This window comes from Arthrobacter sp. KN11-1C, from assembly GCF_052180225.1.
GTDB lineage: Bacteria > Actinomycetota > Actinomycetes > Actinomycetales > Micrococcaceae > Arthrobacter.
In genome coordinates this window covers 4,378,080-4,393,538 of record NZ_CP197467.1, presented here as the reverse complement: position 1 = coordinate 4,393,538, position 15,459 = coordinate 4,378,080, and the positions used below count along the sequence as shown (strand labels likewise).

The window sequence follows — 15,459 nt, the reverse complement described above, 5'->3', positions numbered from 1 at the left end:
GGTTGCTAGATCGGCCTCCGCGCCCATTGGACCAGTTGATCGCTGAGTTTCATGAAATCCTGGTCCACGTGCTTGATGCCTGGATGTTCATCATGCCACCGGACGATCTCCCGCGCGCCCGCGGCGAAGGGAATTTCTGCCCGATACCAGGGCACCAGCGTTTTGATCTTGGTGTTGTCGAAGACCACGGAATGGGACCTGTCCCCGAGCAGCCCGGGTCCAAGCTCCGGGGAGTGCGCGGCGATGGTGTCTGAGGCGATGTGCACCAGTTCGGGTTCCGGCACCCCTGCCGCTGTGGCAAAGAGCCGGTAGACCTGGTCCCACGGGAGTGCTTCGTCCGAGGTGATGGTATAGCTTTCACCCACGGCCTGCGGACGGCCGAGGAGGCCAACGAAAGCGACTGCGAAGTCATCCGTATGGGTGAGGGTCCACAGCGAGGTGCCGTCACCATGGACTATCACAGGGAGGCCTTCCCGCATCCGATGGATATCCGTCCAGCCACCCAGAAGGGCGATCCGCGTGCGGTCGTACGTATGCGAAGGCCGCACGATGGTGACGGGGAAACCCTCTTCGCGATAGGCGCGGATCAGCAGGTCTTCGCATGCGATCTTGTCCTGCGAGTACTTCCAGAACGGGTTCCTGAGCGGGGTCGACTCGAGGATCGGCAAGTGTGCGGGCGGCTTCTGGTAGGCCGAAGCGGAACTGATGAACACGTACTGACCGGTCCGGCCGCGGAACAACTCCACGGCGGCGGCCACATGCTCCGGCGTGAAGGAAATGAAGTCCGCGACGACGTCGAACTCGCGTCCGTTCAGCACCTCCGCCACCTCGGCGGGGTTGCGGATATCCGCCTGGAGCAGTTCCGTGCCCGCAGGGGCCGGCCTTTCCGAGCTCAGTCCGCGATTGAGGACCGTGAGCCGGTGACCCAGCGCGACGGCGCGCTCCGCCGCCGCCGCGCTGATGGTCCCGGTCCCGCCGATGAACAGCAGGCGCAACGGTGCCGACGTCACCACGCGTAGTCCTCGGGCGCGGTCCGGTGGCCCGGGAAGATGTCGTCGAGCCGCTTGAGGGCGTCGGCGTCGAGGGTGACATCCGAAGCCCTGATGGCAGCATCCAGTTGCTCCTGCGTTCGGGGACCCACGATCGGTGCGGTCACGGCCGGTTGGTGCAGCAACCAAGCCAAGCCCACGTCGCCGGGTTCCTGGCCAAGGTCGTCGGCGAAGTCCTCGTACTGGCGGATCTGGTCTTCGTGCTTCTTCAGCGTTTCGGCCGCGCGGCCCTCAAGGCGACGGACGCCGTCGCGCTCTTTCTTGAGCACCCCGCCCAGAAGGCCACCGTGGAGCGGCGACCACGGGATGAGCCCGAGGCCGTACTGCTGGGCCGCCGGGATGACTTCCAGTTCGACATTGCGGGTGAGCAGGTTGTAGATGGACTGCTCGCTGACGAGTCCGTTGTAGTTGCGCCGCGCCGCCGCTTCCTGGGCCTGGGCGATGTGCCAGCCAGCGAAGTTGCTGCTGCCGGAATACAGGATCTTCCCCTGCTGGACCGCTACCTCGATGGCCTGCCAGATCTCGTCCCACGGCGTGTTCCGGTCCACGTGGTGGAACTGGTAGACGTCGATGTAGTCGGTCTGCAGGCGCTTGAGGCTGGCGTCCAAGGCGCGCCGGATGTTGAGGGCGGAGAGCTTGGACTCGTTGGGGCGGTCCGTCATGGTTCCGTAGAGCTTGGTGGCCAGGACGACGCGCTCGCGGCGCTCGCCGCCCTTGGCGAACCAGCGGCCAAGGATTTCCTCGGTCCATCCCCGGTGCTGCGCTCCGCCGTAGACGTTGGCGGTGTCGAAGAAGTTGATGCCGGAGTCCAGCGCGGAATCCATGATGGAGTGCGCTGCGGATTCCTCCGTCTGCGGGCCGAAGTTCATGGTTCCGAGGCACAAGCGGGAGACGCTGAGGCCTGAGCGGCCCAAGTGGGTGTACTGCATGGTTTCGGTTTCCTTACGCTGTGGTGGGTTTTACATCTGGCTGAAGGACGCGACGGCGGGGTCGGCGCCGAGGCGGGCACCGCCGTCGAGCGCGCTGATGGCTGCCAATTCGTCCGGGGTGAGCTGCAACGTCGCCGCCGCGAGGTTTTGGCGGATCCGTTCCGGCTGGACTGACTTGGGGATGACGATGTTGCCTGTTCCGAGGTGCCAGGCCAGCACGATCTGCGCCGGGGTGGCATCGTGCGTCGCGGCGATCTCGGTGACTGTTGGCGATCCCAGGTCCGCGCCCTGTCCCAGCGGGCTGTAGGCCTCGACGGCGATCCCGTGCGAGCGGCTCTTCGCCGCCAATTCCCGCTGTTGGAAGGTCGGGTGCAGTTCGATCTGGTTGACGGCTGGAACGACGTCGGCCGACGCCAGGAGTGTATCGAGGTGTTCGGGCAGGAAGTTGGATACCCCGATTGCCCGGGCGCCGCCGTCGGCATGGATCTTCTCCAGGGCTTTCCACGCGGCCACGAACAGGCCCTGGGACGGGACGGGCCAGTGGATCAGGTAGAGATCGATGACGTCGAGGCCGAGTTCGCGGCGGCTGTGGTTGAATGCCGCCGCGGCACGGCCTTGTTCGCCGTTGCGCAGTTTGGTGGTGATGAAGAGTTCTTCCCGGGCGATGCCGGATGCCTTGATTGCCGCGCCGACGCCGGATTCGTTCCGGTACGCCGCGGCGGTGTCGATGTGCCGGTACCCGGCTTCAAGGGCGTCCTCCACGGCCTTCTGGGTCTCGGCAGGGGGAACTTGGAAGACGCCGAAGCCGAGCTGGGGGATGGTGACCGAGTTGTTCAGGACGAGCCCGGGAACGGTGGAATTCTGAGCGTTGGACATGTCCGGCCCTTTCGTCGCTGGTGGGTGGATTGCCTAACTGGCTTTTTCGAGCCTATGCACTTTCGGCACAACAATCAGTAGTTTTGACGCCCCCTGTTTTTCCTAGGACTCGCAGTCCTACCTTGGCCGTAGAAACAGGCCGCCAGGGAGGGAAGAATAGAGACATGGGTCAAAGTGCCGAGTTCGGAAAGTTTCTCAAAGCCATGCGTTCCCGGATGTCGCCGGAGGATGCAGGGTTGCCGGAAGCGTCCGGCGCGCGCCGTGTTCCCGGGCTGCGTAGGGAAGAGATTGCGCGTTTGGCCGATGTGAGCACGGACTACTACACGCGCCTCGAACAGGGACGCCACATCCATCCGTCCCGGGCAGTCCTTGAATCGGTGTCGAGGGCTCTTCGCTTGGACTCAAGCGAGCACACCCACATGATGGACCTGCTGGAGCACTGCGCGTCGACTGCCAAGGTGCCGACTCCCGTCCCAAGGGTGCGGCCGGCCTTGCGCCAACTTCTGGACGCCGTGGGCGATGTTCCGGCGCTCCTGCTTGGCCGGCGCAGCGACGTGCTCGGAGCCAATCGCATGGCGGTCTTGCTGTTTGCAGACTTCCCGTCCATGCCTCCCGCTGAGCGGAACCTCACTCGCTGGCTGATCCTGGACCCGCAGGCACGTGAGCTGTTCCGGGACTGGAAGACGGTCGCCGCGGAAGCCGCCGGTTCCCTTCGTGCAGATACCGGCCGGCACCCCGACGATCCCCAAGCCAACCAACTCGTGGGCGAACTCGCCGTGAACAGCGAACATTTCCGCCAATGGTGGGCCGGGCATCGAGTGGCCGCCCGCTCAGCCGGGACTGTCCGCCTGCACCACCCCACCGTGGGGGATGTTGAACTGAACTTCGAGAATCTGTCCCTCCCGCAGGATCCGGACCAGGTCTTGAGGGTTTACTCCGCGAAGGCGGGTTCGCCGTCGGACGATGCCTTGAAGTTGCTGGGCAGCTTTGGAGCCGGAACGGCGTTTGCTGCGGGAACGACGACGAGTGCGGAGCTGTCCGAACGCCACGCGATGGACGAGAGCTGAGCGAGTTTCAGCCAAAAGTGTTCCACGTCACTGTGCTGCTGCATAGTGAATTAGTGTGATTTTGTCTAAGTGCCCATTGGGCGGCTTTTGAATGGCGTTTACGCTGAATCCAGACCTTTTCGCATATCAAGGATGGAATTCAACGATGAAACGCATCGCGCTGCTGAGGGAGCGGGCAACCACCGGGTCCGCGGGATCCACGGGCTCGCATTGCCCGGCATCCGGCCAGTGGAGCCCTGAAGGCGAACCCCACCTGGTGCGCACTTTCTTCGAAGGCCACGTCTTCCCGTCCCACAACGGCGCGGCGACGGTCTGGCGCCGCCAGTACCTGGCCCCCGAGTCCCGATGAGCCCCGAAACCCTGGGCGCGTGGGGCCCAAGCCACTTCACGACGTCGGCACAGCGGCCCGCTGGAGCGGCACTTCGCCTGCCGCCGTCGAAATGGTCGGAACTAAGCCGGGGCGAAACCGTCTGGATCCACGAGGACAAATGGGGTTTCGACGCCGGTCTTGTGGACGATGTTTCCTCCGACCACGAATTCCTGTGGATCGAATTTGCCGGCCGTGGCCGGCGACTCCTCTGTGGCGGTGACCCCGTCCAAGTCTGGACCCGCGGGTGAGTCCAGCCTCGCAACCAATGGCCGCCAACCTTTCCACAGAAAGGTTGGCGGCCATTGTCGTTTTGGGGGTTGGCGGGCTAACGCTCGAGGCGGAAGCCAAGCTTGATGGTTACCTGCCAGTCGGCGACGGCGCCCTCGCTGAGGTGGCCGCGGATTTCCTTGACCTCGAACCAGTCGAGGTTCCGGAGGGTCTGGCTAGCCGCCGCAATGCCGTTCCTGATGGCGGCGTCGACGCCCTCGGACGAGGTTCCAACAATTTCCGAAACGCTATATGTGTGGTCAGCCATTCTTGCTCCTCATGATCGTCCTTGATGCCTGAACTGCGGGCCTGGCAGGCCGTGAAAGCAGACTAGCCGACGCAAGGCCGGCGGACTAGGGGGTTTGGTCCCCTGCCGACGCTCGCTCACGTATGACGCGAAACGGCGGAACGCTCGCTCACCTATGACGCCCTTCCGCGGAACGCTCGTTCACCTATGACGCGAAACGGCGGAACGCTCGCTCACATGATGTGAGCGGGCGTTGGGGGCGGATTCAAGTGGTCGTTGCAACACGTCCTTATGCTGCTGATTCTTCCAGAATGTGTTGGAGGGCTTGTGCGGGGGTTTTCCAGCCGAGGGTTTTGCGCAGGCGTCCGTTGAGGCCGGCGGCTGCGTAGTCGAGCTCCTCGCGGGTCACGGCTGTCAGGTCCATGCCTTTGGGGAAGTACTGGCGCAGGAGTCCGTTGGTGTTCTCGTTCGTGCCGCGTTGCCAGGGTGAGTGCGGGTCGCAGAAGTAGACATCGGCTCCGGTGGCGATCTTGACGCGTTCGTGGATGCCGACCATTTCCGCGCCCTGGTCCCATGTCAGGGACCGGCGCAGCACCTCGGGCAGGGTCGGCAGGGTGTCCTGGATGGCGGCCAGGACCTGTTCCCCGGTGTGTCCGTGGGGCAGGTGCAGGAGCATCACGAATCGGCTGGTGCGTTCCACGAGCGTCCCGATCGCCCCGGTGCCGGGGGTACCGATGATCAGGTCTCCCTCCCAGTGGCCGGGAACCGCACGGTCATCGGCTTCGGCCGGGCGTTCGCTGATCAGCAGCTCTTTCGGGACCCGGGGCCGGCGCATCCCGGGGCGTCTGTTGGGTTGCCGCACCGCCCGGCCGGTGCGCAGGGCCGCGGCGAGTTCGGCCCGCAGGCCCCCGCGTCCCTGGATGTAGATGCACTGGTAAATGGTCTCGGGGCTGATGCGCATGCTTTCATCATCGGGGAAATCGATCCGCAGCCGGGCACTGATCTGTTCCGGGGACAACCGTTCCCGGCAGCTCAGCATCCCGGCGACGTAAAGGGCCAGGGCCGTGTTCACCGCTAGTTTCCGGGCCTTGGGGCGGCGGGCCTGCTTCTGCGCGCGGCTCTGCGCCGTGGAGGCAAGATAGGGGCGCCTTCCCCCGTTGCGGATGTTCCGGTCCAGTTCCCGGCTGATCGTGGACGGGCTCCGGCCCAGACGACGGCCGATCTCCCGCATCCCGCACCCCTGCGCCCGCCACACGGCGATCAACTCACGCTCATCGAAGGACAAGAACCGCCCGCACGCGGGCTCAATCGAAGGATCCACCCCACCATGCTGACGGACAATCCTGCTGGCAGTTCCTTCCGAGAACCCCGCAACCCCTGCCGCGGCCTCATCAGAAAACCCCGAGGACCGGGCCGCCCAGAACACCCGCACCACCTCACGCAACACCTCAGGCCGACCAACACCCACCACAACACCCACCAATCACTCAGGTGTTGCAACGACCCCCTGAACCCACCGGGGAAATGGCCGATATATGTGAGCGGGCGTTCGGAAGAACGAGGGGAGCGAGGGGAGAGCGGCGGCCTAGACCTCCAGGACGTAAGTCCTGAGGTCGTCGAGGGTCTGCTGCATGTGCGCGTCCATGGCTTCCCGGGCACGGGGGGAGTCGCCGGCTTCGAGGGCTTTCAGGATGGCCCGGTGATGTACGATCGCGTGCCGTTGGATATCGGGGATTTGCGCGGTCTGGGTGCGCCGGGTTTCCAGGACGCGGTGCAGGGGTTCGAAGAGTACGGCCACGAAGACGTTGCCCGAGGCGCGAAGGATCACATCGTGGAAGCCGAGATCCGCCTCGACGAACGCGCTTAGGTCGTTGGAATCGTAGGCCTTCTGCATCGCGGACACGAGAACCTGCAGCTGCTCGATTTCTTCGGGGGAGACCCGTGACGCTGCGAGTTCGCAGGCGCCGGTCTCAAGCATGCGGCGCAGCTCGACGAGCTGGATGGCCGCTGCGCCGTCGTTCTTTCCTTCCGAAGCCGCACGCAACACGGCTTCAAGGGATGCCCAGCGGTTGAGCGGGTTGACGAACGTTCCCCGGCCGCGCTCCACGCTGAGGATTCTCTGGGCCTCGAGGGTTTTCATGGCCTCGCGGACGGTCATGCGGCTGACTTCGTGCTTGGCGCTCAGCTCGAGTTCGCCGGGAACCACCGTGCCCGGCGGAAATTCGCCCGCGACGATGCGGTCCAGCAGCTCGTCGGCGACGATGCCGACCAGCGACTTGCGTGCCATGGTGCTCCGTTCTTAGATGTCCGACATCTTACGCTGGCAGTTGCCGGGTTTCGTTCCAAAACGAGCCCAGCGCCAGGGCACAGGCATGCGGTTGCTCCCAATGGACGCTATGCCCGGCGTCGGGGATCGCCACAAGCGTCCGCAGGGGGCTGGCCGCGACGAAGGCTTCCGCCTGGTGCAGTGACCGCAAGCGGTCCCCGACGCCGGCAATCACCAGCGTTGGCGCCGTCACCTTCGCGGGGACACCGGCAGCCACTCCGGCCATCGCCGCGAGGCCACTGGGTCCCAGGACTTCGAAGGGCAGTTCAAATCCTTGACTCAGCAGGCGATGGTCCTCGGGGGACAACGTGCCAAACCAGGCCTTCATGCACTTGGTGCGAGTCGCGTCGTCGATGAAACCTTGCCGTAGCTGGGATTCGAGCATCGATTTGAAGCCTTCGTTCGGCGGAGCCGGAACCATGCCGATCAGGGCCACGCTGGCCACAAGCCCCGGGTGCCGCGCGGCCAGGGTCAGCGCCACGCTTCCGCCCATCGAGTGGCCTGCAATGTGGACCGGTGCCGCATTCCTGGCGGCGACTGCAGCGACGGAATCGGCCGCCGACTCCAAGGTCCACTCGAAGCCCGGAGGCAATACATCCCCGCGGTGATACCCGGGCAAATCGACGATCCAGACGGTCCGCCCGGCGTCGAGCAATTCGGTGGCAAGCGGCTCCCAATAGGCGGATGTCGAGGCCCAACCGTGCAGCAACAGGACGGGAGGCTGGGGCGGAAAGTCAGCCTTGTCGGCTGCCGCTGGAAGGCGCATGTCCACATGTAATGCCGCGACGGCGGGAGGCTCTTGAAGCATGCGCCAAGCATAGTGAGGCGCGGCTGGCAGCTCGAAGCGACTCAGGGAGGCTACGATCAGCACATGATCGTGGCCTCCCTGATTTTCGCCCTCACTGCCGGCTTGTTGCACGTCTACATCTTCAGCATGGAGTCCATCACGTGGACCCGTCCGGCCACGTGGAAGCGCTTCAGCGTCGCTTCCCAGTCGGACGCCGAAACCACCAAGCCCCTCGCGTACAACCAGGGCTTCTACAACCTCTTCCTCGCCATCGGGGCGCTCGCCGGGATCGTCATTGTTGCGCTTGGCCATCCGCAAGTGGGCTGGACTCTCGTCTTCTCCTCGTGCGGCTCCATGCTGCTGGCGGCAATCGTGCTTGCCTTGAGCGGCAAGAAGTACCTCCGCCCCGCGGTTCTCCAGGGCACGACGCCGCTACTCGCCGTCGGGCTCGGCATCCTCGCCGTGACGCTCGGCTAGAGACATGAGCGAGCGTTGGCGAAAGTGGCGTCAGATGTGAGCGAGCGTCCTACGAGGCAAACGCTCGCTCACGTATGTGCCCTCCAATCCCGTCGCTCGCTCACTTATGCAGGCTTTTGGCGTGACGCTAGCTCACCCGTCAACACCCTGAACCCCAATTCCGCATTGAATCCATGGATCTCCCGCGTGTCCAGTGCCGACATGAAGGCCAGGATCTCCTCCGTGATCACCTGCCCGGGAACCAAGACAGGGAATCCGGGCGGGTACGGGGTGACGAAGGAAGCAGACACCATTTCCTCTCCCGCAACGACCCTCCGTGCGAGTTCGGCCGCGCTGAAGTATTCGCAGGATCCGGCCTTGTAGCTCTCGAAGTAGGCCGCTCGCATATTGCCGTCCGGCGTCTGCGCATCTACCCGGAATCGTTCGGCGAAGCGGCTGAAGTCCGGCAAGGGCGGCGGCGTGCTGGTCAGCGCGGCGACACGGGCACGGCGGGCCCGCTGGCCGAGGCCGCTCATGCCGGATTGCTCGTCTTCGAAGGTCTCGGCCAGCTTGACGAGGACTTCGACGAGGTAGGCAACGGCACTTCGCGAGGTGCCGATGTTGGTCATGAAGAGGACGCTGTTCCTTGACGTCTTGTTGACCTGGATCCCGTATTTGTCCATCAGGAAGTCGTGCTTGAAGGTATCGCCGTCCACGCCGGTGAGGCCGATGTGCAGGGTCAAACGGCTCGGATCAACAACGAATTCGTCCCGCTCCCAGGCTTCCGACATGGCCGCCAGCCCGTCGCGGAGCGGCATTTGCCGGCTGGATTCGCGGTACTGAGCCGGTATGAGGTCCTTGGTGCCGAGGACGCGGAAGTACTTCCTCAGCAAGGGATGCCTCGCCACTGCCTGGGCGATGCTGACCGCGAGATCCGCCTGCCGCTGCACAAGCTCGTAGCCTTCGAACTCGACCTGCCTCCGTCCCATGTCCAAGGAAGCCAGGATCTGGTAGTTGGGCGAAGTGGAGGTGTGCGTCATGTACGCCTCCCGGAAGCTCTCCTCATTCAACTGGCCGAAGTCCTGGTCGTGGATGTGGATCATGGATCCCTGCCGGAGCGAGGTCAGGGTCTTGTGGGTGGACTGCGTTGAATAGACCCTCACGCGGGCCTTCGCCGGATCGGGCAGCAGCCTCGTCTTCAGGAGCAGCTCGTCGTTGACGGGCCCGACGCCGGAACCCGGCCCGCCGTCGTCGGGCTCGCCGCCGCCGTTGTGACCGGAGCTGGCCGCCGCAAGCGCGCGCAACTGCTCGGCATGGCGCCGAGCGTAAGCGGGATCCGCAAACTTTGCCTCGAGTGACCGGGCCGAAGCCATGGCTGTGCGGCGGCGGTAGATGTGGTGGAAGCCCGCGAACGCGAACCAGGCCTCATCCCACAGGAACACCAGATCCGGCTTGATGGCGAGGCACTCCTCCATCACCCGTTCGACGTCGTACACAATGCCATCGAACGTGCAGTTGGTGAGGGCAAGCATCTTGACCTCGTGGAGCCTGCCGGCCCGGCGGTAGTCCAGGAGCATCCGCTTGATGCTTTCCAATGGAACCGCGCCATAGAAGGAGAAGTCGTTCAGCGGGTAGGCGTCCAAATAGGAGACCTGCGCGCCGGCCAGCACGAGGGCGTAGTGGTGCGATTTGTGGCAGTTCCGGTCCACCAGGACGACATCGCCGGGTGCCAGAATCGATTGGTGCACGATCTTGTTGGCGGTGGATGTTCCGTTGGTGACAAAGAGCGATTTCTGGGCACCAAATGCCCGGGCCGCCAGCTTCTGGGCCTGCTTGAGGGAACCATGCGGATCCAACAACGAATCGAGCCCGCCGGACGTGGCCGAGGTTTCCGCGAGGAGCAGGTTGAGGCCATAGAACTCACCAAGATCGTTGATCCACTTGGAATGGATGACCGATCCGCCCCGGGACACCGGCAGGGCATGGAAAACGCCCGCGGGTTTACGGCTGTATTGCTGGACCGCGTGGAAGAACGGCGCCTCATATCGCTCCGCGATGCCGGCCAGCAAGGACAAATGGAGCTCCAGCCCATCCTGGCGGCGGAATATCCGGCGGAATCGGCGGGTCAAGGAACCGGCGAGTTCTTCGATTCCGACCCCAGCCACGAGGTACAGATCAAGTTCTGGGCGGAGTTGGCCCAGCTTCTCCGCCAAGCTCAGGATGCGGTCCAAGGGACGCTGCGGGAGCGACTTCCCCAGGAACCGGTCCAAGAAGCTGCGCACATCCCGGCTCAGGCGCTGCCTGCTGTTCGGGACGAATCCCGGACGCAGCACGCACGCCTGGATGTCGGGGTTGAGCAGGACAGCCACGATGGCGTCCTCGAAGCTCGGCACGAACACGAGCTCGTAATTGAAGGCGTCGGCGGGGCGCCGCTGGCTATGCAGTTCCGTTTGAAGGGCTTCACGGTCGGCGCTGGAGACGTCATCGATCACGAGAACCTCGAACCGTTTGCGCGATTCGGCGGGTTCTTCCACCCGTTCCGTTTCGCGTTCCGGGTCCTGTGCGGGTTCCTGGGCGTGGTGGTTGTGGCCGGCGACGCGTCGCGCGACCGGCTCGATGAGGTTCAGCGCCTCGAGGTATTCTCCAGCCTCCAGGATTCGCCGCAATTCCATGACAAATTGCCGCCCCGGAGCCGCCCAATACATTTCGAGGGACTCCAGCAGCGGCAACAACCTTCGGACGTCACGCGGCAGTTCGCGCGACGGCCGGCCGACGACGGTCCGGCCGACGGCGGTCCGCGAACCTGCAGAGAGCTGTTTGACGGCGTAGCCAAGGAACTCCCAAGCGTCGGCGCGAACCCGCCACGCGCTGCTGGGGACCTCGCCGCCGGGCCCGGAATCGTCGTCGACGTTTGCGTTTGGCCTTGCCGCCAAACCGGGGCCATGCGACGCGCCGCCGGGAAGTGCGGCTGGAGCGGGCGGAAATGGGGCTGACTGCACTGTCGCGAAATCGGCGCGTGCCACGATGACTCCTTTGTCATGGATTGATAGCACTCTCTACTAAACGCCGCGAGCCGTCGCGGTGTACGGCAAATGTTCGGGTTGCCGTCTGGGTTTCCAGATGGGAGCGGCACTTCCCGCTATGGGTGAGCGAGCGTTGGTGGATTTGGCGTTATACGTGAGCGAGCGTTGGGGGATTTGGCGTCATACGTGAGCGAGCGTTGGGGCGTTAGCCCTCACGCCACAGCGGCAACGGGACCACGCTGCGGCTGCGCCCGGACTCGTCCAACACGTGCCCGAGGCGTTTGTAGTTGCGGACAACGGCTTGCCGGGAGATCACGGTGCTCCCCGGCGCGCGCTCCGCCAGTTCGCGCTCGTGGCCCTGGACTTCAAGGTAGTCGCGGACCCACAGCGTCACGAGCAGATTCTGGGCGCCCAGAACCTGGGCGCTGAGCCTGCAATTCGGGAGGGCCGCGAAATAGCGCCCGACGGCGTCAACTTGGTGGGCGGGCACGTTCAGGATGAGACTGACTTCCCTGAGTCCTTGTTGGGCGGAAACGGACGTGTCGCACCGCAGCGTCATGTACCCGGACGCGAGGAACCGCTCCACCCGCCGTCGTGCCGTTTGGGGAGAGACGCCGCAGGCGGCTCCCAGTTCCGCCCAAGTGGCACGCCCGTCCTTGGCCAGTTCCTCCAGGAGGGACGCGTCGAGCCGATCGGGAGCGTAGGCGGCCGGGGCGAGCAGGGGTTCTGCAGACATGAGCCGGGCCCGCGCCGGTTCGAGGGTGCCGCTGCGCCAATCCGAAGCCTGCCGGTACAGCTTGGTGACGAAAACGACCTCCCTGTGCGTCACTCCGGGGAGGCCTGCGAAGGAGCCGGTCACGATATTCATGAGCTCTTCGTGGCTGGAGGCGAAGCAGTCGATGAAGAGATCGTGCGAGCCGGACACGAGCGACACGGTGCCGAATGCCGGCTCCCCGCACAGCTTCTGGACGAGGGCCTCGTTCTCGCTCGGTAACGAAGAAAGACTGATGAACGCCGACCAGCCCGCACTCAGGTAGCGCGGACCCGGGGCCGGGGTGATCCAGGCCAGTCCCTGCTCAGCGAGGGCGTTCCAGCGGCGCGCGACGGTAGGGCCGGACAACCCCAGGACATCCCCAATGCGGCTCCAGTCCGCCCGGGGATTGATCTGCAGGGCATTGACGATTTCAAGATCAGTTTCGGAGATCATGGCTGATTCCTTCAAAATTCGCGATTCTCAGACGATTTCAAACAAATTCCTAGCCAGTGTAGATGGCAGACCTAACGTTGTGACTCGCATCACCCACCCGCATCCAAAGCCCCACCACTCAAGGAAGCACATGGCAAGCAAGACAGCACTTCCAGCGACGGCGGCCGTCGCCCGCCGGACCATCACGGGAATGATCGTGGCGATGGCACTGATCGAATCCCTCAGTGGAGTCACACAGGGTTACCTGAACCCCATCCTCCCTGCCTTGGGGCCGGCCTTTTCGATCGACGACCCCACCATCAACGGTATTTTCCTCATCTCGAACGTGAGCTTCGCGGTGCTCACGCCGATCATCTCGCGGCTCGGCGACAGCTACGGTTACAGGCTCGTCCTTCGGTGGTCGACGGCGGTAGTCGCGGCCGGCGTCGTCATGATGGCGCTGTGGCCGTCGCTGTGGACGGTGACAATCGGCGTCGTCATGCTCACGTGCGTGGTCGGCTTCATTCCGCTCATGATGGGCATCTTGCGGGTGAGCAGCCCGGCGCAGACCCGCACTGGAGTCAGCGTGATGATCGGCATGCTCATGATCATGGTTGGTGCAGGCGGTCTGTTCGCCGGGATCATCGGCGTCGACGATCCCACCCTCGGATTCTGGGTAGCGGTGCCGTTCGCGGTTGTGGGGCTGCTTTGCTCCTTCGTCCTGCCCGACGCCGGAACCCCCACTCACGAGGGACTCGCCCTGGTGCCCCTCATGGCATGTTCCCTCGGACTGATCGGCTTCGTAGTGGCACTTTCGATGGGCCCTGACTGGGGTTGGCTGGATGCCAAGACGCTCGGCTCCGGAATCCTCGGCCTCGCGCTGTTGGCCTATTGGGTGGTCCTGGACTCTCGAAACGTGAACGGGAAGCGCTTCATGGACCTGCGAATGCTTGCCATCCCGCGGATCCGGACGGTCTCGCTGGCCACCTTCTTCTTCGGTTTCGCCTCCATCAGCTACTTCGGCACCAACGGGATCTTCCTGTATTCCGACCCGGACAAGACCGGCTACGGCTTCGCGTTGAGCCCGCTCATGATCGCCGTCGTCCTGGCCGCCGCATCGGTGCTCTCGCTGCTCTCCTCGCTTCTGACCTCAAAGGCCCTCAGCCTGTTCGGCGAACGGGCCACGCTGGTGTTCGCCGGTCTCCTGCTGGCGGGCGGCTTCCTGGTGATGGCAGCTGCGCATGGCTCCCTGGCCGGCTACTGCACCGGATTCGCCATGTTCAACCTCAGCCTTGGCATGTACCAGGCAGGAACCCGCGCACTGTCCGTGGAGGGCGTTCCGCTCGAGGAAACCTCGACGGCGGCCGGCCTCAACGAACTGGCGCTGTCCGTTGGCATCGCGGTGGGAGCCGCCGTCGTGAAGCTCGTTTCCTCGTCTTCGGTCCAGTCCGGGCACATCAGCGAGGGCGGCCTCCTGGCGATCTGGATTGCGCTGGCCATCGCGGCCCTGATCGCGGCTGTGGCAGCAGCCCGTTACCCGAAGCGCCAGACGACAACCGCCGGAGTCACTGTATGAAAGCCGTGAAAGCCGGCTCCCGGGAAACCGCAGCGCCCACCACCATCTCTACGGCCGCCGTCGAGCGCTCCGTCTCTGCCGCGCTGGAGCGCTGGGAACCGGAAATCCTTGGCCTGAGCCACGCGATCCACGCCGATCCGGAGCTCAGCGGGCAGGAGTTCCGGGCCGCCAAGCGGGTCAGCCGGCTGCTCAGGAGCGCGGGCTTCAGCTTTGACGGTCCGCAGCCGATGCTCCCGGCTTCCTTCAGTGCGAGGTTCGGGACGGGTGAGCTGGTGGTCGCGTTGTGCGTTGAGTATGACGCGTTGCCGACCATCGGGCACGCCTGCGGACACAACGTGAACGCAGCCTGTGCCGTAGGTGCGGCACTCGCGCTCGCCTCCGTCGCCGACGAACTCGGGATCACTGTCAAAGTCCTCGGAACTCCGGCGGAAGAGACATGCGGCGGCAAGGTCGATCTCATGGGCGAGGGCTTCTTCGACGACGTATCGCTGGCGATGATGGCCCATGCCGGTGCCGAGGACGTCATCGGCGGCTCATCCTTGGCCATGGGTATGTGGGAGGTGCTTTACGAAGGCCGCCCGGCTCATGCCGCGGCCGCCCCGTCCGAAGGGGTCAATGCCCTCGATGCACTCGTGATCGCACAGACGGCCATTGCCTTGGCCCGGCAGCAGCTTCCGCCCGGCTCGGTTGTTTCGTTGATCGTGACGGAAGGCGGGAGCGCCGTGAACGTCATACCGGAGCGGGCTCGGGCAAACGTCGAGATGCGTTCACCGAGCCTCAGGAACCTGCGCATCATCGAGGACCGCGTGCGGCGTTGCCTGGAGGCGGGAGCCCTTGCCAGCCGGAGCACTCTCAAGGTCACGCCCAGGGGCAATGCCTACGCTGAACTCCGGCAGGACCGGTACCTTTCCGAGGCCTATCGGGAAGCCATGTCCGCCCGGGGGAGGGCTGTTGCGTTCAACGAAGAACCAGTAGCTTCCACGGACATGGGCAACGTCTCGCAACTCGTGCCAAGCATCCATCCGCTGCTGGGCTACGACGTCCACGGAGCCGCCCACCATACTGCCGAGTTTGCTGCCCATGGCTCGTCTGCCTCCGCGGATCGGGCGGTCCTGGACGGCGCTTTCGGCCTGGCACTGGCGGCCTGCGCGGCGGCTGGCGATCCGCGGCAACGGGAACGGCTGCTTCGCAAAACGAGGTGATCGTGGGTGCGGCTCCACAGCTGCGTACCGGCACGCAGCCCCCGGGCCGCACCCACGAATTCACGCCGTCGCACGCTCTGGTTCCCACCGTCGAGCGG

At 64.7% G+C, this 15,459-nt stretch carries 15 protein-coding genes; 6 read left to right on the top strand and 9 right to left on the bottom strand.

Going from position 1 to position 15,459, the window contains the following annotated elements; translation table 11 throughout:
* Positions 1 to 5: 5 nt before the first annotated feature.
* From ACSBOX_RS20585 to ACSBOX_RS20575, 3 genes are read right to left on the bottom strand one after another with little or no spacing between them, the layout of a single operon-like run.
* Complete coding sequence (locus ACSBOX_RS20585) at positions 6 to 1,013, bottom strand: SDR family oxidoreductase (RefSeq protein WP_442544125.1); 1,008 nt, start codon at positions 1,011 to 1,013, stop codon at positions 6 to 8.
* Complete coding sequence (locus ACSBOX_RS20580) at positions 1,007 to 1,978, bottom strand: aldo/keto reductase (protein ID WP_442544124.1); 972 nt, start codon at positions 1,976 to 1,978, stop codon at positions 1,007 to 1,009. The genes ACSBOX_RS20585 and ACSBOX_RS20580 overlap by 7 nt, the downstream gene beginning before the upstream one ends.
* Positions 1,979 to 2,008: 30 nt before the next feature.
* Positions 2,009 to 2,854, bottom strand: a complete 846-nt coding sequence (locus ACSBOX_RS20575) for an aldo/keto reductase (protein WP_442544123.1) — start codon at positions 2,852 to 2,854, stop codon at positions 2,009 to 2,011.
* Positions 2,855 to 3,018: 164 nt separating this feature from the next.
* Between ACSBOX_RS20575 and ACSBOX_RS20570 the strand changes: the two genes are divergently transcribed.
* The 3 genes from ACSBOX_RS20570 to ACSBOX_RS20560 all read left to right on the top strand — a co-directional run bounded on the left by ACSBOX_RS20570 (position 3,019) and on the right by ACSBOX_RS20560 (position 4,539).
* A complete protein-coding gene (locus tag ACSBOX_RS20570; protein WP_442544122.1) occupies positions 3,019 to 3,921 on the top strand; it encodes a helix-turn-helix transcriptional regulator in 903 nt (300 codons plus the stop codon).
* A 145-nt stretch (positions 3,922 to 4,066) separates the two neighbouring features.
* Complete coding sequence (locus ACSBOX_RS20565) at positions 4,067 to 4,270, top strand: hypothetical protein (RefSeq protein ID WP_442544121.1); 204 nt, start codon at positions 4,067 to 4,069, stop codon at positions 4,268 to 4,270.
* Complete coding sequence (locus ACSBOX_RS20560; RefSeq protein WP_442544120.1) at positions 4,267 to 4,539, top strand: hypothetical protein; 273 nt, start codon at positions 4,267 to 4,269, stop codon at positions 4,537 to 4,539. The genes ACSBOX_RS20565 and ACSBOX_RS20560 overlap by 4 nt, the downstream gene beginning before the upstream one ends.
* 77 nt (positions 4,540 to 4,616) lie before the next feature.
* Here the strand turns inward: ACSBOX_RS20560 and ACSBOX_RS20555 are convergent, their stop codons facing one another.
* The 4 genes from ACSBOX_RS20555 to ACSBOX_RS20540 all read right to left on the bottom strand — a co-directional run bounded on the left by ACSBOX_RS20555 (position 4,617) and on the right by ACSBOX_RS20540 (position 7,939).
* A complete protein-coding gene (locus ACSBOX_RS20555) occupies positions 4,617 to 4,826 on the bottom strand; it encodes a dodecin (RefSeq protein ID WP_059388369.1) in 210 nt (69 codons plus the stop codon).
* Between the two features lie 268 nt (positions 4,827 to 5,094).
* On the bottom strand, positions 5,095 to 6,288 hold the full coding sequence (locus ACSBOX_RS20550) for an IS30 family transposase (protein ID WP_442544119.1): 1,194 nt from the start codon (positions 6,286 to 6,288) through the stop codon (positions 5,095 to 5,097).
* A 102-nt stretch (positions 6,289 to 6,390) separates the two neighbouring features.
* On the bottom strand, positions 6,391 to 7,092 hold the full coding sequence (locus ACSBOX_RS20545) for a FadR/GntR family transcriptional regulator (protein WP_442544118.1): 702 nt from the start codon (positions 7,090 to 7,092) through the stop codon (positions 6,391 to 6,393).
* Between the two features lie 28 nt (positions 7,093 to 7,120).
* On the bottom strand, positions 7,121 to 7,939 hold the full coding sequence (locus tag ACSBOX_RS20540) for an alpha/beta fold hydrolase (RefSeq protein WP_442544117.1): 819 nt from the start codon (positions 7,937 to 7,939) through the stop codon (positions 7,121 to 7,123).
* Between the two features lie 63 nt (positions 7,940 to 8,002).
* On the opposite strand from ACSBOX_RS20540, the gene ACSBOX_RS20535 reads away from it, so the two are divergent.
* Positions 8,003 to 8,395, top strand: coding sequence for a DUF1304 domain-containing protein (locus ACSBOX_RS20535; protein ID WP_442544116.1), 393 nt, complete (start codon positions 8,003 to 8,005; stop codon positions 8,393 to 8,395).
* A gap of 104 nt (positions 8,396 to 8,499) precedes the next feature.
* Here the strand turns inward: ACSBOX_RS20535 and ACSBOX_RS20530 are convergent, their stop codons facing one another.
* Together ACSBOX_RS20530 and ACSBOX_RS20525 are read right to left on the bottom strand one after the other, a co-directional pair.
* Positions 8,500 to 11,307 (bottom strand): aminotransferase class I/II-fold pyridoxal phosphate-dependent enzyme, encoded by a 2,808-nt coding sequence (locus ACSBOX_RS20530; RefSeq protein WP_442546079.1) that lies wholly within the window; start codon positions 11,305 to 11,307, stop codon positions 8,500 to 8,502.
* 295 nt (positions 11,308 to 11,602) lie between these two features.
* A complete protein-coding gene (locus ACSBOX_RS20525; protein WP_442544115.1) occupies positions 11,603 to 12,604 on the bottom strand; it encodes an Lrp/AsnC family transcriptional regulator in 1,002 nt (333 codons plus the stop codon).
* 130 nt (positions 12,605 to 12,734) lie between these two features.
* Between ACSBOX_RS20525 and ACSBOX_RS20520 the strand changes: the two genes are divergently transcribed.
* Positions 12,735 to 14,159 carry an MFS transporter gene (locus tag ACSBOX_RS20520; protein WP_442544114.1) on the top strand — a complete coding sequence of 475 codons (1,425 nt, stop codon included), beginning with the start codon at positions 12,735 to 12,737 and terminating at the stop codon, positions 14,157 to 14,159.
* The gene (locus tag ACSBOX_RS20515; protein WP_442544113.1) at positions 14,156 to 15,361 is read left to right on the top strand and encodes a M20 family metallopeptidase; all 1,206 of its coding nucleotides are present in this window, start codon (positions 14,156 to 14,158) and stop codon (positions 15,359 to 15,361) included. The genes ACSBOX_RS20520 and ACSBOX_RS20515 overlap by 4 nt, the downstream gene beginning before the upstream one ends.
* The last annotated feature ends 98 nt before the right edge of the window (positions 15,362 to 15,459 follow it).